The 19,244-nt window shown below is 66.8% G+C and carries 18 protein-coding genes, 1 tRNA gene and 1 pseudogene; 7 read left to right on the forward strand and 13 right to left on the reverse strand.

Features of this window, described 5'->3' with window-relative positions:
• Positions 1-73 precede the first annotated feature (73 nt).
• From V5F84_RS20515 to V5F84_RS20525, 3 genes are read left to right on the forward strand one after another with little or no spacing between them, the layout of a single operon-like run.
• Positions 74-1,579, forward strand: a complete 1,506-nt coding sequence (locus V5F84_RS20515) for a pilus assembly protein TadG-related protein (protein WP_509277132.1) — start codon at positions 74-76, stop codon at positions 1,577-1,579.
• Complete coding sequence (locus V5F84_RS20520; protein WP_394041871.1) at positions 1,576-2,115, forward strand: TadE/TadG family type IV pilus assembly protein; 540 nt, start codon at positions 1,576-1,578, stop codon at positions 2,113-2,115. The genes V5F84_RS20515 and V5F84_RS20520 overlap by 4 nt, the downstream gene beginning before the upstream one ends.
• Before the next feature lie 17 nt (positions 2,116-2,132).
• Positions 2,133-2,687, forward strand: a complete 555-nt coding sequence (locus V5F84_RS20525) for a TadE/TadG family type IV pilus assembly protein (RefSeq protein ID WP_394041870.1) — start codon at positions 2,133-2,135, stop codon at positions 2,685-2,687.
• A gap of 124 nt (positions 2,688-2,811) precedes the next feature.
• Here V5F84_RS20525 and V5F84_RS20530 read toward each other — a convergent pair whose 3' ends face one another.
• From V5F84_RS20530 to V5F84_RS20585, 12 genes and pseudogenes are all read right to left on the reverse strand, one after another.
• Positions 2,812-3,435 carry a LuxR C-terminal-related transcriptional regulator gene (locus tag V5F84_RS20530; RefSeq protein ID WP_509277223.1) on the reverse strand — a complete coding sequence of 208 codons (624 nt, stop codon included), beginning with the start codon at positions 3,433-3,435 and terminating at the stop codon, positions 2,812-2,814.
• A 302-nt stretch (positions 3,436-3,737) separates the two neighbouring features.
• A pseudogene (locus V5F84_RS20535) lies at positions 3,738-4,617 on the reverse strand (integrase core domain-containing protein).
• Between the two features lie 49 nt (positions 4,618-4,666).
• The gene (locus V5F84_RS20540; protein WP_394041868.1) at positions 4,667-5,008 is read right to left on the reverse strand and encodes an Arm DNA-binding domain-containing protein; all 342 of its coding nucleotides are present in this window, start codon (positions 5,006-5,008) and stop codon (positions 4,667-4,669) included.
• 165 nt (positions 5,009-5,173) lie between these two features.
• Positions 5,174-5,250 (reverse strand) — tRNA-Arg (locus tag V5F84_RS20545).
• 342 nt (positions 5,251-5,592) lie between these two features.
• Positions 5,593-6,522, reverse strand: coding sequence for a dihydrodipicolinate synthase family protein (locus V5F84_RS20550; protein ID WP_394041867.1), 930 nt, complete (start codon positions 6,520-6,522; stop codon positions 5,593-5,595).
• A 9-nt stretch (positions 6,523-6,531) separates the two neighbouring features.
• Positions 6,532-7,320, reverse strand: coding sequence for an SDR family oxidoreductase (locus V5F84_RS20555; RefSeq protein WP_394041866.1), 789 nt, complete (start codon positions 7,318-7,320; stop codon positions 6,532-6,534).
• Positions 7,321-7,357: 37 nt separating this feature from the next.
• Positions 7,358-8,068 carry a GntR family transcriptional regulator gene (locus tag V5F84_RS20560; RefSeq protein WP_394041865.1) on the reverse strand — a complete coding sequence of 237 codons (711 nt, stop codon included), beginning with the start codon at positions 8,066-8,068 and terminating at the stop codon, positions 7,358-7,360.
• On the reverse strand, positions 8,065-9,078 hold the full coding sequence (locus tag V5F84_RS20565; RefSeq protein WP_394041864.1) for a Gfo/Idh/MocA family protein: 1,014 nt from the start codon (positions 9,076-9,078) through the stop codon (positions 8,065-8,067). Before V5F84_RS20565 ends, V5F84_RS20560 begins: the two co-directional genes overlap by 4 nt.
• Positions 9,075-10,226, reverse strand: coding sequence for an ABC transporter ATP-binding protein (locus tag V5F84_RS20570; RefSeq protein WP_394041863.1), 1,152 nt, complete (start codon positions 10,224-10,226; stop codon positions 9,075-9,077). The genes V5F84_RS20565 and V5F84_RS20570 overlap by 4 nt, the downstream gene beginning before the upstream one ends.
• A gap of 12 nt (positions 10,227-10,238) precedes the next feature.
• Positions 10,239-11,108: a carbohydrate ABC transporter permease gene (locus tag V5F84_RS20575; protein ID WP_348846808.1), complete on the reverse strand. Its 870-nt coding sequence runs from the start codon at positions 11,106-11,108 to the stop codon at positions 10,239-10,241.
• Positions 11,109-11,111: 3 nt separating this feature from the next.
• Positions 11,112-12,050, reverse strand: coding sequence for a carbohydrate ABC transporter permease (locus tag V5F84_RS20580; RefSeq protein ID WP_394041862.1), 939 nt, complete (start codon positions 12,048-12,050; stop codon positions 11,112-11,114).
• A gap of 24 nt (positions 12,051-12,074) precedes the next feature.
• A complete protein-coding gene (locus V5F84_RS20585) occupies positions 12,075-13,301 on the reverse strand; it encodes an ABC transporter substrate-binding protein (RefSeq protein ID WP_394041861.1) in 1,227 nt (408 codons plus the stop codon).
• Between the two features lie 260 nt (positions 13,302-13,561).
• Here V5F84_RS20585 and V5F84_RS20590 point away from each other — a divergent pair, with 260 nt between their 5' ends.
• From V5F84_RS20590 to V5F84_RS20605, 4 genes are all read left to right on the forward strand, one after another.
• A complete protein-coding gene (locus V5F84_RS20590) occupies positions 13,562-15,274 on the forward strand; it encodes an IlvD/Edd family dehydratase (RefSeq protein ID WP_394041859.1) in 1,713 nt (570 codons plus the stop codon).
• Positions 15,271-16,173, forward strand: coding sequence for an amidohydrolase family protein (locus tag V5F84_RS20595; RefSeq protein WP_394041858.1), 903 nt, complete (start codon positions 15,271-15,273; stop codon positions 16,171-16,173). Before V5F84_RS20590 ends, V5F84_RS20595 begins: the two co-directional genes overlap by 4 nt.
• A 613-nt stretch (positions 16,174-16,786) precedes the next feature.
• On the forward strand, positions 16,787-17,713 hold the full coding sequence (gene rsmI / locus V5F84_RS20600; RefSeq protein ID WP_394041857.1) for a 16S rRNA (cytidine(1402)-2'-O)-methyltransferase: 927 nt from the start codon (positions 16,787-16,789) through the stop codon (positions 17,711-17,713).
• On the forward strand, positions 17,710-18,129 hold the full coding sequence (locus tag V5F84_RS20605) for a YraN family protein (protein WP_394041856.1): 420 nt from the start codon (positions 17,710-17,712) through the stop codon (positions 18,127-18,129). The genes rsmI and V5F84_RS20605 overlap by 4 nt, the downstream gene beginning before the upstream one ends.
• Before the next feature lie 27 nt (positions 18,130-18,156).
• Here the strand turns inward: V5F84_RS20605 and V5F84_RS20610 are convergent, their stop codons facing one another.
• Positions 18,157-19,098: an alpha/beta fold hydrolase gene (locus tag V5F84_RS20610; protein ID WP_394041855.1), complete on the reverse strand. Its 942-nt coding sequence runs from the start codon at positions 19,096-19,098 to the stop codon at positions 18,157-18,159.
• Positions 19,099-19,244 lie beyond the last annotated feature (146 nt).

Here is a 19,244-nt window from a genome sequence, read left to right on the forward strand (position 1 = left end):
AAAGCGAAGGGGGCTGTGCCGTCTCGGCGCATGGATCGCCGCGTTCGCCCGCAACCAATCGGGCGCGACCGCGGTGACTTTCGGGCTGATGATGATCCCGCTGATCGGAGCGGGCGGCCTCGCCGTGGATTATGCCCGCCTCTCGCTCGGACGCGTCCAGCTTCAGGAGGCCGTGGATTCGGCCGGGCTTACCCTTGTGCACCTCGCGCGCAGCACCAGCGACGCCGAGCTCGAGGAAAAGGCGGGCGACTGGATCCAGGGTCGGCTGGCCGGCAAGGGCTTCGGGCCGATCACGGTGGTGGCCGAGCGAACCGGCACCAAGATCACCTTCAGCGCCTCGACCACGGTCGAGCTGACGCTGTTTAGCGTGATCAACGACCAGCCGGTGCCGATATCGGCGAGCAACGAGGTGGATGCGAGCATCGGCAAGGTCGAAATCGCGCTCGTGCTCGACAATACGGGATCCATGGTGACCAGCGGCACGCAGCGGCTCGCGAACCTGAAAACCGCCGGAAAGTCACTCGCCGACCGCCTTGAGGCCGCCGCCACGGACCCGTCTCAGGTGAAGGTCGCCGTGGTTCCCTTCTCGATGACGGTCAATGTGGGCTCCCAATATGCGACGGCGTCATGGATGGACGTCAACGGCCTGTCGCCGATCAACAAGGAGCTCTTCTACAGCAAGACCGCGCCCAACAACCAGGTGAGCCCGAGCCGCTTCACCTTGTTCGCCAACATATCCACGCCGTGGGCGGGATGTGTCGAAGGCCGGCCCATTCCCTATGACGTGCAGGAGACGCCGCCCAGTACCGCGACCCCGGCGACGCTGTTCGTTCCCTATTTCGCGGTCGACGAGCCGGATTCCAATTCGGTGCCGGGTGGCGGATCCTCCTACAATGATTACCTGAACGACTACGGCACCGGCGAGACCAAGAGCACCGTGTGGCGCGAGCGCCAGGGGCGCATTGAAAAATACAACAGGCGCCCGGTGCGGACCGGGGCCAACAGCACGACCGGCTATACGATCGGCCCGAATGCCGGTTGCAGCCTGCAGCCTCTGCTGCGGCTGACCAGCGACATGGAGGCCGTGAGGGACAAGATCGACGCCCTTACCGCCGTCGGCGACACCAATGTGGCCCTGGGGCTCATCTGGGGCTGGCACGTGCTCTCGCCCTACGGCCCGTTCGGCGACGGAGTGGCCTATGGCACGCCGAACATCACGAAATATGTGGTGCTCATGACCGACGGCGAGAACGCCAATTTTGTCACCACCAACACCAACAAATCGATCTATTCCGGCGTCGGCTATATCGGACAGGGACGCCTCGGCATCACGACGGGCACGGCCGCCCAGCGCACCACCGCGATGAATGCAAGGCTCACCTTGCTGTGCACCAACATGAAGGCGGTCGGGATCGAGATCTTCACCGTGGGGCTTGAGGTCAGCTCCGACGTCAAGCCGCTCCTGAAGCAATGTGCCTCCAATGACGAGATGTTCCTGGACGTGACCAAGGCGAACGATCTCAACGATGCGTTCGACCAGATCGGAGACAAGATCTCCCAACTGCGCCTTTCGAAATGAGCGATCTTCGGCCTCAGACCGCAGCGCCGCGCCGCGGGTTCGCGCAGAACGAGCACGGCAGCATCGCGGTGGAATTCGCGCTCATTTCTCCGATCTTTCTGCTGCTGATCCTGGCCATCATGCAGATGTCGCTGCTCCTTCTCTCCGAGCAGGCGCTCGAGAACGCGACGGCGACGCTCGGCCGGATGGTGCGCACGGGACAGGCGCAGGATCTCCATCTCACGCCGGACACCTTCCGGGCGCGGCTGTGCGAGGAATTGGAACCCCTCCTGCCGTGCGCCGGCGACAATCTTTATATCGACATCCAGACCTTGCCGGCCTTCAACGCCGTTCCCCTCGATATTCCGGTCGGCGACCAGGGCGAATTCAAGGGAACGGGCGCATTTCAGCCGGGGGGCGCCGGCCAGATTGTCGTTGTGCGCACCTTCTATCGCTACCCCGTGTGGATCCCCCTGATCGGACCGCGCCTGGCCGATATCGGCGACGGACTGCGGCTGCTCTCCTCGGCGGCGGTCTTTCGCAACGAACCCTTTTAAGGAAAGCGGAGCGGGAGATGCGCGCAGGTTCGGGTGTTCCCAGCTTCCGGCACGACGAAGGCGGATCGTCGGCGGTCGAGTTCGCCCTCATCCTGCCCCTGCTTCTGCTGCTGGTGTTCGGAACCGTGGACGTGACCGAGGCTGTCTCGGCGAGCCGCAAGGTCACGCTGGTGGCCAGTGCCACCTCGGACCTCGTCGGCCAGGTGCAGGGGGTGGATGACGCCTACCTGAACAATGTCTTCGCGGCGGGATCCGCGATCCTGGTGCCGTTCGACACGTCCGGGCTGAGGATCGTCATTTCCAGCGTCACCGTCGACGCCAAGGGCAAGGCGACCGTGGCCTGGAGTGTCGGCCGAAACACCGGCGCCCGGGTCAAGAACGCTCCCTTCCCCATTCCCACCGATCTGAAGACCCAGGACAGCCTGGTAGTGGCGGAGGTCGCTTTCCCTTTTACCCCCATCATCGGCTATGGGGTGATCGGCGAAATCACCCTGGCCCAGACCGCTTTCGCGACACCGCGGCCGATCAGCGCCGCGTCGGGCGGCGTCAAATGCACGGCCACCGGATGCTGAGGCGCGGCGTCGCAAGCGCCCGCACGGAGTGCGGCTGTCCGCTACCGGCCGAACGATGATGCGGGGCGTCGCCGCGCAGCGCTTCCGCCCAGTCCTGCGGAAGCGCGACGCGCCGGCGCGACCGTCATTTGGAGCGGATCATGCGGGACCGGTCGGGATAAGGGCGCGCGCCCGCAACCGCCGCGGCCGCCCGGGTGTTCACGCCGAAATAGCGAAAGATCGCCGCCATATGGACTTTGACCGTGCCGGCGCCGAGGCCCAGCAGCATGGCGATCTCCTTGTTGGACTTCCCCGCGACCAACAATTCGAGCACCTGCTTCTGCCGCGAGGTCAGCTGCGTGACCGATATGCCTTCCTCATCGGAAAGGACCGCCGTCTTCTCCTCCGCGGAAATATCGGCAATCGACGGAGGTACGTAAATGCTCCCGTCGAGGATCTGCCGAAGGGCGGAGGTGAATTCGGAGACGCTGGAGCTCTTCACGACATAGCCATGCACCCCCGCTTCGAGCGCGAGCAGGATATCGCGGCGGGACCGGGATCTGGAGATGGCGGCAATTTTAAGTTGTGGAAAGCATTGTCTTACTATTCGCAGATTGGCGGGCGCCACAATTCCTGGCATCGACAGATCGAATAAGGCTGCCACAGAGGCCTCGTTCTCCCCCAGAACCTCAAGCGCCTCATCAAGGGACGCAGCCTCAAACACGTTGGAAAAACAGAGCTGGCGGGTCAGGATAGAGCTGACGGCCATACGAAAATACGCATCCTCATCCGCCACGAGGGCAGATCGTTCGCACTGTTCCAAAATTCCATTCCTTGATCCAAATGTTAAGAATCTTCCTCCCTTTATCTTGCAATCATATCGCAATTGCGAACGTGGCGGTACGATATTCAGGAATATATTTCACTGTTGCCCTGCGGCCGCAGGCAACAGGCTGGAGCGTAGCCGAAGAGCCGCCTGGCGTGCCGGATATCCAGGCCTTCTCGCGACGGGCAGCGCGATGCCCTGGCGGCGGGCGCGCCCGGAACCGCGACCCGTCAGGGGTTTGCACCCTAGGTGTTCAGTTCCAGCATGTCATGGCTTGGCTGACGGTTGAACAGCTCCGGCTTTTCGGCGCTGATGCGCCTGAGGGCCTCTAGCGGCGTCTTGAACCGAAGCGCCTTGAGCTGCTTGGCGTAGTTGTAGGCGAGCAGCCAGTCTCGGACATGGCGCCTCAGGTCGTCGATCGAGGCGTAGTGGAAGGTGCGGACGGTGGCGTCCTTGATCGTGCGGACCATCCTTTCCGCCTGGCCGTTGGTCCCCGGATGATACGGCTTGGTGAGCCTATGCTCGACGCCGCGCTCGGCGCAGACCCTTCCGAAGACGTGGGCGACGGATCCGCCCTCGGCCCTCTTGTCGTGCTGGACGAACTGAGCGCCGTTGTCCGTCAGCACCGTGTGGATCTTGGGCAAAGACCAGGTTGGAGGTCCGGTCTACGGCCACGAACAGATAGGCCTTGCCGCCCTCATAGCGCAGCTTGGCGATATCGATATGGAAGTAGCCGATCTCGTAGACCTTGAACCGCTTGGGTTTCTCGCGATCGGCCTTGGGCAGGCGGGAGATCCCGTGACGCTGCAAGCAGCGATGCAGTGACGAGCGGATCAGATGCGGAATGACATCCTTCAGCCCGACGAAGACGTCATCCAACGGCAGGCGGGCCTGCACGCGCAGAGCGACGATAGCCGCTTCCTCGACGGCCGAGAGGGTGGAACTGCGCCGCTCCTTCGGCCCCATCGGTTCGTCCTCGACCGCCTCACGGGATCGCCACTTCCTCACGGTCTTTTCGTTGATCCCAAACCGCCGCGCGAGTTGCGCGGCTGAAGCTTGCGATCGCTGTAGCTCCGCTCGAACGGCGTGCGTGGTCGTGGCGCTCCTATGTAGAACCTGCCCCATAGCGCGTCCCTCTCTGATGGCGATAAAGTTACGCCATCACGCTGTGGGATTAAACACGTAGGCGCGCAATGTACTCAGCTGTGATCGTGCCGAATGTATTGCCCGATGCAACAGCGGCCGCGACCTTATCGAGCTTGCGAACGGTGGACGGGTCCTCGCCGTTGAGCAACTGCTTCTTGGCTTCATCGCGCTTGAGGCGCGCATCGGCCAGCGACGTGGTGGGATAAGGCCCGAAGGAAAGCTGCTTCGGCTTGCCGGCGAACCTGTAGGCCAGGCGCCAGATGCGGCTTCCGTTCGGGCTGACGAGCACATGCAGGCCGCCGCCATCGAACAGCTTGTAGGCTTTGTCCTTCGGCTTGGCGTTGCGAAGCGCGAGGTCGGTGAGCGGCATGTGTAGGCATCTCTTTTGTAGGCACGCGGCCGATGCCTACGAACATGCCTACAAATCGATGAGATGCAACGGCACGCCAAGAGACGCCGCGAACCCGTAAAACGGGCTCAACTCATTGATTTCAAAATGCTTTGAAACCTTAAGCGACGCTCTGAAGCGTGAGTTTGGCCTCCCGGAAGGGATTCGAACCCCTGACCCCAGGTTTAGGAAACCTGTGCTCTATCCTGCTGAGCTACCGGGAGCCCACGGCTGTTCTAACGCAAGGGCTGGCGCGTTGGAAGACGGGGGATGCGGGGTCCACATCCCCAACACGGCGACGCGCGCGGCCCGACGAGGACGCGCGACTGTCTTTCTCTGACCGACCGTCGTTTCTGTGCGTCTTGGCCGGGCTTGTCCCGGCCATCCGCGCGGCGCCGACCGCGCGAGGCTTGAAAAGCCAACGCCGGCGGTGCCGCATGGATGCACGCGACAAGCCCGTGCATGACGATTGTCCCGCACCCGCGTCAGGCCAGGACCGTCGATCGGCCCTGGAGCGTTTCCCGGAAAAGACGACGATCAGATCCGCGCGCGGAAAGGGAGAGGGCTCAGATCCGCGCGCGCGGATCGTGCCGGGCGAGGCGGGAGAGCAGATAATCGATCTCGGCGCGCGCCGCATCCGTCAGGGCCGCGCCCGGCTTGCGCTGGGCGTCGGAGGCGATGAAGCCGCGCTTCATCATCACATATTTGCGGGTGGCGAGGCCCACGCCCTGCTGCTGCTCATAGCGCACCAGCGGCAGATGGGCGTCGAACAGATCGTGCGCCGCATCGCGCTTGCCTTCCTTCTGCAGGCGCACCACGTCGCCCAGCATTTCGGGGAAGGCATAGCCGGTCATGGCGCCGTCGGCGCCGCGCTCCATCTCGAAATCCAAAAACAGGCCGCCATTGCCGGTGAGGATGGAGATCGGCCGCAGGGAGCCTTCCGCCTGGAACTTGCGCAGGGTGGAGATCTTCTCCAGGCCCGGCCAGTCCTCATGCTTAAGCATCACGCAGGAGGGGTTCTCCTGGACGATCTGGCGGATCACCTTCGGCGTCATCTGCACCGTCAGCGTGAGCGGATAGTCCTGGATCACGAACGGCACGTCGGTGCCGATGGCTTCCACCGCCTGGCGGTAATAGCCGGTGATCTGGTCGTCGGTGCGCAGCGCCGGCGGCGGGGCGATCATGACGCCGGCGGCGCCCTTCTCCATCACCTGGCGCGCGAGCGAGCGCATGGCGGCGAAGCCCGGCGCCGAGACGCCGACGATCACCGGCAGCTTGCCGAAGCCGTCGATGAAGCGGGAGGTGATCGCGAGCGATTCCTCCGGCTCCAGCTTGGGCGCCTCGCCCATGATGCCGAGCACGGTGACGCCCGTCGCGCCGGCGGCGAGATAGCGCTCGATCAGCGTGTTGACGGACGCCTCGTCGATGCGGCCGTCGGGGTGGAAGGGGGTCGGGGCGATGGGAAACAGGCCGGAGGCCGTTGCATCCAGAAGCATGGCAATCACTCAGATGGAGGCGATCAGCCCGCCATCCACGCGGATGACGGAGCCGGTGAGATAGGAGGCGGGCGCGGAGGCGAGGAAGGCGACCACATTGCCGTATTCCTGCGGCTCGCCATAGCGGCCCATGGGAATGGTGCCGGTGCTCTCGGCGGAGACCTGCTCCACGCTCTTGCCTTCGCGCTTGGCCTTCTGCTCGTCCAGGAACTTGATGCGGTCCGTGGCGATGCGGCCCGGCAGCACGATGTTGGCGGTGATGCCGTCGCGCGCCACTTCGCGGGCCAGCGTCTTCGACCAGCCCACCAGGGAGAGGCGCAGCGCGTTGGAGATGCCGAGATTGGGGATCGGCGCCACCACGCCCGAGGAGGTGGAGGTGACGATGCGGCCCCATTTCTTCGCCTTCATGCCGGGCAGGACCCGGTCCGTGAGGGCGATGACGGAGAGCACCATCTGCTGGAAGCTCTTGCTCCACAGGGCCGGGTCCTGGCCCGCGGCCGGGGTGGGCGGGGGGCCGCCGGTGTTGTTCACCAGAATGTCCACGGAACCGAACTGCGCCTCGATGGCGGCGATCTGGGTTTCGATCAGGGAGAGATCGGCGAGATCCCAGGCCGGCAAAGCGAGGGCCGTGCCGCCCGCGTCCTTGATGGTGGCCGCGACACGCTCCAGCGCGCCGGTGTCGATATCGCCGAGGGCGACCTTCGCCCCCTCGCGGGCCAGCGTCGCCGCGATGGCGCTGCCGAGGCCGCCGCCGGCGCCGAGCACCAGCGCGGTTTTGTCCTTCAGTCCGAGATCCATGGAATGTCCTCTTGTCGCCCGTCGAACGGGAAAGGGGTTAGCCGGCAATGCCGAGGCGCGCCGGCTGGGCGCCCGCGGCCACGCGTTTAAGGTAATCCGCCTTGCTGGGATGCATGTGTTCCACGCACAATTGCGCCAGCGCCCAGGAATCGCGCCCGCGCAGCAGCTCGATCATGGTCTCGTGCTGGCGGCGGGAGACTTCGAGCCCTTCCTTGTCGGCGAGGTTCTTCGCGCGCATCGGCAGGGTCAGGCCCATGTAATCCTGGAGCGAACGCACCAGATAGGGGTTCCCGCACGCGGAGAACAGCGCGATGTGGAAGGCATCGTTGGTTTCGTGGATGCCGCGCAGGTCGCCCTGCTCGGCGAAGCGGGCGTAATCGGCCTGGATCGCGCTCAATCTGTCGATCAGCTCCTGCGGCGCCGGCAGGGCGATCATGAGCGCCGCCTGGCGCGTCAGCATCTCGCGCACGTCATAGATCTGCTGCACTTCCTGCGCGGAATAGGAGCACACCGTCGCGCCCACGTTCTTTTCCCGCCGCACGATGCCGGTGCGCTCCAGCTGCACCAGGGCCTGGCGGATGAAATGCCGGCTCGCGCCATAGCGCGCCATCAGCGTGTCCTCCACCAGGCGCGAGCCTGGAGCGAACCGGCCGAAGATGATGTCCTCTTCGATCTCGCGGACGATTTCCGCCTGGCTGGCGTCGCGGCCGGCGGGGGTCGGTGCTTCGGGCGTCGCGCTTTCCATCATCCCCGGGCCTCCGCTTCAAAGCCGGACAGGCGGTAGCAATCCTCCACCAGGCGCAAGGTTTCAAGATTGTCCTGCGGCGCGGTCTCGAACGGCGCGCCGCTCTCCAGCGCCGCGATGAAATGGGCGATGGTGGCGCTGTAGGAGCCCTGGTAGCAGGCAGCCAGATCATAGACCTGTGCCGCGGGATTTTCGCCGAAGCAGGCAAGGGTATCGCCGGCGAGGCGGATGGTGCCGGTCTCGCCCAGGATCTCCACCCAGTCGGACTGGGCCGGCGGGGCGCCATGCACGGCAAAGCTCGCGAACACGCTCACGCCCGTCCCCTCCGGGGTGCCGAGCTGGATCACCGCGCCATCCTCGCCCACCAGCTCGGGGCAGGTGCGGGTGAGGGCCGCCGCCTCCACCTTCAGCGGGCCGAGCAGCATGCGCAGCGTGTCGAGATGGTGGATCAGCACTTCCGCCACCAGCATGCGCTTTTCGTGGCGCATGAAGGGCTGGCGCACCAAGGCGGGATATTGGCCCGCGGCGTCGGCCACCGTGCCGCTGGTGGCGAGCGTGAGGCGGGCGGCCTTCACCTTGCCGATGCGACCCTCCCGCAGCCATTGAGCGGCGTCGCGATAATAGGCGCGGAAGCGCCAGTTCTCATGCACCATCAGGCGCACGGAGCCGGCGACATCGGCGACCAATTGCTCGGCTTCCGCCAGCGTCGGCGCGAGCGGCTTCTGGCACAGGATCGGCAGGCCGCGCGCCGCGACGAGGCGCACCAGCTCGGCATGGACCGCGCGCGGCGCGGCAATATCGACGGCATCCAGCTCCGCGCCGTCCAGCATCGCCTCGGCGCTGGCGAAGACGGCGGGAATCTCGAATTGCGCAGCCCGCTCGCCCGCCCGCTCGGGCGAGGGATCGGCGATGGCCACCACGCGCGCCCGGCCCGCCAGCGCGTGCCAGCCCACCAGGTGATGCTGCGTGACCCAGCCGGCGCCGATCAGGCCGATGCGAAGTTCCCGGCTCATTGCAGCCCCCGCGCCGCGGCGAGCGCGCCCTGGGCGGTACGTTCGCCGGGGATCGCCCGGCCGGTCTCGACATCGAACAGATAGACGGCGCTCGCGGCGAAGGCGAGGTCCACCTCATCCCCCGGACGCACCATGACATTGCGCGGCAGGCGCGCGGTGCATTCCCCGAGCGGGGTTTCCAACACCACCAGGGTTTCAGCGCCCAGCGGCTCGATCGCGAACGCCTTGCCGCGAATGCGGCCGCGCAGCCCCTCCCCTGCCGCGGCGGGATCGAGATGCAAATCTTCCGCGCGCACGCCGAACGTAATCTTGCGCTCCGCAAAGGGGGCGAGCGCCGCCGCGCTCCAGCGGATCAGCGGCGCGTGGAATGCGCCCTCGTCCAGCAGGAAGCCATCCGCGCTCCCACGCAGGGGCGCGGTGAAGAGGTTCATCGGCGGCGAGCCCAGGAAGCGGGCGACGAAGGTGTCGGCCGGCTCCCAATAGACTTCCAGCGGCGCGCCGATCTGCGCCACCTTGCCGCCATTCATCACGCAGATGCGCGTGCCCATGGTCATGGCTTCCACCTGGTCGTGGGTCACGTAGATCATGGTGGAGCCGAGGCGGTGGTGCTGCTTGATCAGCTCGTTGCGGGTGTTGACGCGCAGCGCGGCGTCGAGGTTCGACAAGGGCTCGTCGAACAGGAACACCATGGGCTCGCGCACCATGGCCCGGCCGAGCGCGACGCGCTGGCGCTGGCCGCCGGAGAGCGCGCTGGGCTTGCGGGCGAGCAGAGCGCCGAGGCCGAGGATGTCGGCGGCTTCCTTCACCCGCCGCTCGATCTCCGCCGCGTTCACATTGCGGCGGCGCAGGCCGAAGGCGAGGTTTTCGCCCACGCTCATGTGGGGATAGAGCGCGTAGGACTGGAACACCATGGCGATGTCGCGATCCTTGGCGGCGACATTGTTCACCACCCGTCCGTCGATGGACAAGGTGCCCTCGCTGATGGTCTCAAGGCCCGCCACCATGCGCAGGGTGGTGGACTTGCCGCAGCCCGACGGCCCGAGCAGAACCATGAACTCGCCGTCGCGAATGTGCAGGTCCACATGGTCCACGGCATATTGGCTGGAGCCGTAGCGCTTGCAGAGCTTGTCGAGAATGACGACCGACATTGCGCTTAACCTCTACTTGACCGCGCCGGCAGTCATGCCGCGGATGAGTTTTTCCGAGAAGAAGATGTAGGCGAGGATCACCGGGACCACCGAGATCATGACGCCCGCGGCGATCATGCCGATGTCCTGGAAATGATCGCCCATGAAGGCGCGAATGCCGATCGGCAGCGTGCGCTTGTCGGGATCGGTGATAAGCACCACCGCGAACAGGAACTCGTTCCAGAGCTGGATGAAGTTCAAGATCAAAGTGGTGGCGATCGCCGGCATGCCGATGGGCAGGACGATGCGGCGGAAGATCTCGATGTCGCCGTAGCCGTCCATCTTCGCGGCGTCGAACAGATCCTGCGGGATGCGGGCGAAGAAGCCCTCCAGCAGATACACAGTCAAGGGAAGCTGCAGCGAGATATAGACCAGCGTCAGCCCCAGCAGCGAATTGTAGAGATTATAGTCCACCAGGATCTGGTAGAGCGAAATCAAGGTGATCTGCGGCGGGAAGATGATGGAGGAGAACAGCACCGCATAGATCAGGCGGTTGCCCTTGAAGCGATAGCGCGCCAAGGCGTGGGCAGCCGCCGCGCCCACCAGGGTCACCACCGCCACGGCGCCCACCACGACGAGGGTGGAATTCCAGAAATAGGTGGCGAAATTGGAATCCACCCAGGCGATGCGGAACTGTTCCCAATGGAACGGGCTCGGCCAGGCGTAATGGTCGAGGCTGATCTCGCCCGTGGTGCGCACCGACATGCTGGCGAGCCACAGGAACGGGCCGAGCGTGTAGATCGTATAGGCGCCGATCACCAAGGCGAGGCCGCCGCGCGCGAACAGGCGCGGCAAGGGGGTGGCGCCGGGATCGCGGGCGCCGAGCATGGAAAAGAGGGCCATGGGTCAGTATTCCAGCCGGTCCTTGGAGGCGAGCACCCGGTTCAGGATGATCACGGCGGCGCACACCACGCCGAACCACACCGTCGCGATGGCGGAGGGGTAGCCGAGATCGAACGTGTTCCAGTTGAACGCCCGCTTGTAGACATAGGTCGAGACGGTCTCGGTGGCCCAGAGCGGGCCGCCGCCGGTCATGATCCAGACCAGGTCGAAGATCTTCATCTTGCCGATGAAGGCGAGGATGTAGAGGTTCAGCAAGGTGGGCCGCAGCATGGGCACGATGACGTGCCGCAGCTTCGCGCCCCAGCCGCAATTGTCGAGCTCGGCCGCCTCCAGCACCTCGCCGGGCAGCGAGTGGATGGCGGCAAGGCACACCACCATGTTGAAGCCGGCCCATTTCCAGGCATGGGTCACGATCAGCGCGCCGAGCGCGAGATTGGGATCGCCGAGCCAGGACGAGGCCAAGCCGCCGAGCCCCACGGCGCGCAGCACTTCGTTGAGGATGCCCCAGTCGTAATTATAGATCCACATCCACAGGATCGCGACGACCACATAGGACAGCAGCACGGGCGTGAACCACGCCACGCGCAGGAACCTTGCGAACGGCACGCCGGCATAAAGCGCCAGCGCCAGCAGAAGCCCAGTGGACACGTCCAGGACGGGCGCGATGAACGACCACACGAAGGTGTTGCGCACGGCGACCCAGAAGGTCTCGTCCGACATCAGCGCGCGATAATTGTCGAGCCCCACGAAGGTCGCGTCGAGGCCTTCGATGGTGAAGAAGCTGTCATAGATGGTGCGGAAGGCCGGATAGGCCGTCAGCCCCACATAGATGGCCAGCGCCGGCACCAGGAAGACCACGAGCACGGGCCATGAGGTCCGCCGCGGGTCCGCCACCGAGCCGGGCGACTTGACGTCGTCCGGCCGGGCCGCGGTGGAAGTCATCGTCGCCTCCTGGGACATGCACCCTCACCCCTTGAAGCAGGCGGCGTTCATCTTGTCGGCGGCGTCCTGCACGCTGATGAGCCCGGCCGGGAAGGCGTTGTTCATCACCTGCGTATAGGTCTCCGCGCATTTGGCGCGATAATGGAACAACGGGGTACCGAAGAAGTATTTGACGCCGGTGTTGCGGGCGTTCAGCTCGGCGAAATACTCCGCATGCGCGCTCTTGATCTTGCTGGGATCGGAGGCGAGGCCGGTCTGGAGCGAGACCTGCTCCATCCACTTGGTGCCGTTCTCACGGGTGGCCATGGACTTCAGCAAGGCGCCGGCGCAGTCCTTGTTCTTGCCCTTGGAATACATCACGAAGCTGCCGGCGACCGCGAGCGTCTTGCACTCGGGGCACTTGCCGCCGTCCATGGCGGGGAACTGCATGATGCCGAGCGGGAAATTGGCCGGCATGCCGCCGCTCTCCGGCGGGGCGAAGGCGCGGCCGGTGAACCAGCTCGGATCGGGGAATGTGAGCGCGCCGGGGGTATTGTAGAAATAGAAGTGGGATTCGCCGAGCTTCAGGGTGGAGAAGCTCTTGGGATAGGCGCCGGCATCCACCAGGCCCTTGACCCAGTCCATCACCTCGATGACGCGCGGATCCTTGTAGGAGAGCGTGCCGTCCAGCAGCTTGCCGTAATCCTCGGGGCCGAGCTTGCGCAGCAGCGCTTCATACAGCACGAGGCCGCCCGGGAACGGACGATCGCCCACGCCCTGCGAGATCGGCGTGATGCCGGCGGCGACGCCCTTCTTCACCAGGTCGGTGAACTGGGCCTGGGTCAGCTGGAAATTGGCCGGCACGTCGACGCCGACCTTCTTCACCTGATCCTTGTTGTAATACAGCTCGACCGTATAGGCCTCGACCGGCAGGCCGTAGACCTTGCCCTTGGAGGTCCAGGCGGGCTTCGCCCAGTCTTCGAGACCGGCGAGGTCGATATAGCTGTCGAGCGGCTCCAGGAACCCGCCGGCGAGGAATTCCGGCTGGTCGGGTTCGAGATAGAAGATGTCGGGGGCCTGGCCCGTGCGCACCGCCGACTTGGCCTGGGTGTAGATGTCCGCCTTGGGGATGAAGCTCAGCTTCACCTGGCACTGCGGGTTCGCGGCCTCGAAATCCTTGACGCGGGTGGCGACCCAATCCTTCTTGGCCGGCTCGTCGGGCCAGTTGCTCCACATATTGATCTGCACCGGCTCGGCCATCGCCGACCCCATGCACCCGATCCCCAAGGCCGCAGCCGCGACCGCGCACCCAAACCGACCCCATTTCATTGGCGTATCCTCCCTAGCAATTGTTTGCGGGTTCGTTTTGCCCGGAAGGTGGACCGCCAGCCGCAGGATTGTCAATAATATTTGGCATTCTCACGCACGATTGTTCAAACTTACCCATGCTCCCGTAAAATTATTGACAATATGGCGACGGCCGATAGGGTGCCGTCGGGTCGGCGGAACGATCGGCCAATGGGAGAACGGGCATGGCCAAGGGGCTGCGCAAGGGTTTGACGAGCTATGGGGACGAAGGGTTTGCGCTGTTCCTGCGCAAGGCCTTCATCAAGGCGATGGGCTATTCGGACGACGCCCTCGACCGGCCGATCATCGGCATCACCAACACCTATAGCGACTACAATCCCTGCCATGGCAACGTGCCGGCGCTGGTGGAAGCGGTAAAACGCGGCGTCATGCTGGCGGGCGGCATGCCCATGGTGTTCCCCACCATCTCGATCCACGAGAGCTTCGCCCATCCCACCTCCATGTTCCTGCGCAACCTCATGGCCATGGACACGGAAGAGATGATCCGCGCCCAGCCCATGGACGCGGTGGTGGTGATCGGCGGCTGCGACAAGACCTTGCCGGCGCAGATCATGGGCGCGGTCAGCGTCGACCTGCCCACCGTGGTGGTTCCGGTCGGCCCCATGGTGGTGGGCCATCACAAGGGCGAGGTACTCGGCGCCTGCACCGATTGCCGCCGCCTGTGGAGCGCCCATCGCGCCGGCGAGATCGACGCGGTGGAGATCGAGACCGTCAATTCCCGCCTCGCCCCCTCGGTCGGCACCTGCATGGTGATGGGCACGGCTTCCACCATGGCCTGCATCACCGAGGCCATGGGCCTGTCGCTGCCCATGAGCGCGACCATTCCCGCCCCCCATGCCGAGCGCATCCGCCTCGCCGAGGAGAGCGGCCGCGTGGCGGCGCAGATGGCAGTCTCCGACGGGCCGCGCCCGAGCGAGCTGCTCACCCCCACGGCGTTCCGCAATGCCGCCGTGGTGCTCCAGGCCATCGGCGGGTCCACGAACGGCATCATCCATCTCACCGCCATCGCCAACCGCACGAAATACGGCTTCGACCTCGACACGCTCGACGAGCTCGGCCGCACGGTGCCGGTGCTGGTGGATCTCAAGCCCTCCGGCGCCCATTACATGGAGCATTTCCATCACGCCGGCGGCCTGCCCAAGCTGTTGAAGCAATTGGGCGACCTGATCGACCTCGACGCCCCCACCCTCACCGGCGGCACGCTGCGCGACGTGGTGGCGCGCGCCGAGGAGGTTCCGGGGCAGGATGTGATCCGCTCGCGCGACAATCCCATCAAGGCCGAAGGCTCCATGGCGGTGCTCTACGGCAATCTCGCCCCGCGCGGCGCCATCATCAAGCAGGCGGCGGCGAGCGCTGCGCTGCTCCAGCACACCGGCCGGGCCGTGGTGTTCGAATCGGTGGAGGATATGGCCGCCCGCGTGGACGATCCCGACCTCGACGTGACGCCGCAGGATGTGCTCGTGCTGCGCAACACCGGCCCCAAGGGCGCGCCGGGCATGCCGGAAGCGGGCTATCTGCCGATCCCCAAGAAGCTCGCCCGCCAGGGCGTGAAGGACATGGTGCGCATTTCCGACGCGCGCATGAGCGGCACCGCCTTCGGCACCATCGTGCTGCACATGACGCCCGAATCCGCGGCCGGCGGGCCGCTCGGCCTGGTGAAGACCGGCGACAGCATCCGCCTGGACGTGGCGGGCCGGCGCATCGACCTTCTGGTGGACGACGCCGAGCTGGAAGCCCGGCGCGCCGCCCTCGCCCTTCTGCCCGCCCCGCCCCTGCCCGAGCGCGGCTATGCCCGCCTGTTCGTGGACAGCGTGCTCCAGGCCGACGAAGGCTGCGACTTCGACTTCCTGCGGCGCGGCGGGGTGGACGGGGCATGAGCACGCCGGACGGGACGGGAGCGGGGACCGCGCCGGCTTACGCCCCGCTCTGCCTGCCGCCGCGCGCCCCCACGCGGGCACCCGACTTCGCTCTGCCGGCGGGCACCTGCGATTGTCACATGCACATCTTCGGCCCAAGGGCCGACTATCCGCTGGCGGAGGCGCGCAACTACACGCCGCAGCTCTGCACGCTGGAGGATTATCTACGGATGATGGCCCACACGGGCATCGCCCGCGCGGTCCTCATCCAGCCGAGCGTCTACGGCACCGACAATCGTGCCCAGCTGGAGGCCATGGCCCGCGCGCCGGATCGCTTCCGCGCCGTGGTGGTGGTGGCGCCGGACACGCGCGAGGCGGATCTTGCGGCCCTGCACGCGCAGGGCGTCCGCGGCGTGCGCGTCAATGCCCGCAATCCCGGCGGGCTGAAGCTGGAAGACGTGCCGCAGCTGGCCGCCCGCATCGCCCCCTTCGGCTGGCATATCCAGCTTCAGACCTCGCTGGAGCGGCTGGCCGAGCTGGACGACCTGTTCGCCGCCGTGCCGGTGCCCCTGGTGGTGGATCATTTCGGCCTGCCGGACCCGCGGCTCGGCACCTCAAGCCCGCCCTTTCTGAACCTGCTGCGCCCGCTCGACAGCGGCCGGCTGTGGCTGAAGCTCTCCGCCCCCTATCGCGCGAGCCGCCTCGGTGCGCCGTTCGACGATCTTCTGCCCCTGGTGGAGGCGCTGGTCGCCGCCCGGCCCGACCGCCTGCTCTGGGCCAGCGACTGGCCCCATTCCGAACTCTGGGACGCCGTGCCCGACACCACCGATCTGGTGGATCTCGCCGGCCGCTGGCTGCCGAGCGACGCCCTGCGCCAGCAGGTTCTGGTGGACAACCCCGCCCGCCTCTACTGGGCCTGACCGCCGGCGCGGCCGCGCCGGCATCGTCGCCCGCCTGCGCCCCCCCCCGACGGCCGGCTTGCGACAGCGCGTGGCGCTCCGGCCCGGCCGCCTGGCTCAGGCGGACGGAACCGGATTCATCTGCGGCGAACATCGCCCGAAACGGCGGTTTGGTCCGCGGAAGAGCCCCCGAACCGCTTCACGAAACCGCTGTTCGTCTGCGCTAAGTGTATGTTTCACGTGAAACATTTCTCGCAGAAACCGGGCTTTGCAGACCCTTCCGGGACCACCCGGTCGGCACCGGCCGAGGATCGATCGACAGGGATGGATTGACGCTGTTCAGGAGAGATCGTCCTGCACGGGCTTCTCCCGTGCCTCCACGCGGCACCTTTGGTGCCAGCGTTTCCAGGCCCGCCCCAGCGGCCCGGCGCGGAGGGCCGGGACGCGCCCGGCCATGACGGCCGGCGAAAGAAAGACGATCGCGCGCACCCGGCGTCAACCGCCTCGACGAGGCACCTCCTCCCCGCTGAATGCCGATCGGTGCTGCGGATCGGGGCCTGACCTTCTGCATTTTCCCCTCCACCGGGCGCGGAGCGAATTTCAACGGGCGGCAGGGCTGGGGTAAGGTAAGGCCATGACTCTTCCTGCCGAACGCCCCCGCTCCTTCACCCTTGCCGGCACCACCTTGCCCGCGGCGCGCCTCGCGCCCGGCCTGCATGTGGTGGCCACGCCCATCGGCAATCTCGGCGATATCACGGTGCGCGCGCTGGAAACGCTGGCCGGCGCGGACGTCATCGCCTGCGAGGACACGCGCATGACGCGGCGCCTCCTGGACCGCTACGGCATCGACGCGCCGCTGATTTCCTATCACGACCACAATGGCGCCTCGATGCGGCCGAAGCTGCTGGCGCGCCTCGCCGGAGGGCAGGCGCTGGCGCTGGTGTCGGACGCCGGAACGCCGCTGATCTCCGACCCCGGCTACAAGCTGGTGGTGGAGGTGGCCGAGGCCGGCCATCGCATCTTCCCTTTGCCCGGCGCCTCCGCGCTCCTCGCCGCATTGGTGGCGGCGGGCCTGCCCACCGACCGCTTCCTGTTCGACGGATTTTTGCCGCCCAAGCCCGGCCAGCGGCGCAACCGCATCACCGAGCTGTCGCGCATTCCCTCGACTTTGGTGCTGTACGAGACCGGCCCGCGCCTCGCCGAAAGCCTCGCCGACCTCGCCGAGATCCTCGGTCCGCGCCGTGCCGCCGTGTGCCGGGAACTGACCAAGGCGTTCGAGGAGGTGCGGCGCGGGCCCCTGCCGGAGCTCGCCGCCCAATATGCCGGCGAGCGCGACCCCAAGGGCGAGATCGTCCTCGTGGTGGGCCCGCCGGTGGCGCAGGCGGCGCAGGACGACGACGTGGACGCCGCGCTCGCCCGCGCGCTCGCGGAACATTCGCTGAAGGATGCGGTGGCCGCCGTCGCCGCCCTTACCGGACGCCACAAGCGCGAGGTCTATGCCCGCGCGCTCGCGCTTTCCCAGGCCGGCGAGAGCGGTGAAGAGGCGCCCGACGAGGCATGACCGGGCCGGCCAAGGTCAAGCGCGCGAAGGCGCCGCCGGCGGATACCCCCGCCCGCCGCAGGAAGCAGGCCGCCCATGCGCGCGGCCTTGCGGCGGAAGCGCGCGCGGCCGCGCTGCTGGAGGCGCAGGGCTTCGCCATCCTCGCCCGCCGCGTGCGCACCGGCGCCGGCGAACTCGACATCGTCGCCCGCACCGCCACGCTCCTGGTGTTCTGCGAGGTGAAGCTGCGGGCCGATCTCGTCCAGGCGGCGCAATCGGTCCTGCCACGCCAAAGACGCCGCATCGCCGCCGCCGCAGAGGCCTATCTCGCCGCGAACCCGGCGCTGTGCGGGCTCGACATGCGGTTCGACGCGATCCTGCTGGGCCTCGATGGCGCGGCCGAGCATCTGCCCGGCGCGTTCGACGCCGACGCGTGAGCGGGCCGCGGGTGACGGCGGCGCGGCCTATTGCAGAAACGCCCGCAGGGTGGCGATAACCCGGGCGCGGCTCTGCGCCCAGAACAGGTGGCCGCCCTCGAAATAAGCGCTCCAGGCAAAGGGGATGCGCTGCGCCACCGCCTGCGCATTGGCCGGCGGCAAGACCTTGTCCGCGCGCCCGCCCATCACCAGGCTCGGCGTCGCGATGGCGGGCAGCGCGTCATAATTGGCATCGGAGGCGGAAAACTGCCGCAGCGCCTCCACCTGGCGCGTGCCGGTCTCATCCGAACAGGCCGGCGCCGCCGGGATCGTCCCCGCCTTGCGACCGGCGACCGCGCGCAGAACCAAAGCGCGCCCGGCTTCCTGGCCGGCGGGATCCTCGGGGAACAACAGGGCCAGCACCTGCGGCAGCGCGAGCGTGTGGTGGGCGATCGCCTCCAGCACGCCCGGCGGGGACGGCACCTCGTGGCTGCCGCCCGGGCTCGGCGCCAGCAGCATCAGCGAACGCAGGACCTGCGGATGGCGGATCGCCATCTGGCCCGCGATCATCGCGCCCATGGAATAGCCGAGCACGTCCACCTTGTCGTAGCCAAGCGCCGCCACCAGCCCGGCGGCATCGTCCGCCATCTGCGCGATGCTGGTGTGATTCTGCGCCGTGTCGGAGGAAAAGCCGCAGCCGCGATTGTCGATCACGATCAGCGTGCGGTCGTGGGCGAGCGCCTCCAGCAGCGCCGGATCCCAATCGGCCATGGTGGCGCCGAGCCCCATGATCATCACCAGGGGCGCGCCCTGCCCGCGGGCATAATAGCCCATCTCGATGTCGCCGACCTTCACCCGCGCGATGCGCGGCTGGAAGGCGGGCTCGGCCTGGAGCGGGGGCGTCGGCTCCGGCGCGCCTTGCGCCAGGGCCGGTCCGCCCGAAAGAAGCATGCAGATCGCAGCCAGCGCCGCGCCCGTTCGCCGGATCATCCTGTCCCCCTCGCCCGCCGCGATGGGCGCACGGGTGCGGAAAAACCGGCACCGCGTCAAGCGCGGCGTCGCGCCGGTCTGGCGGCAAGGCGGGCGCGCCTATAGATAAGGCTCGACACGCCTTTGCCGGGCGCCCCGCCGGAGAT

The organism is Roseixanthobacter liquoris (assembly GCF_043195135.2).
Taxonomy (GTDB): Bacteria; Pseudomonadota; Alphaproteobacteria; order Rhizobiales; family Xanthobacteraceae; genus NCEH01.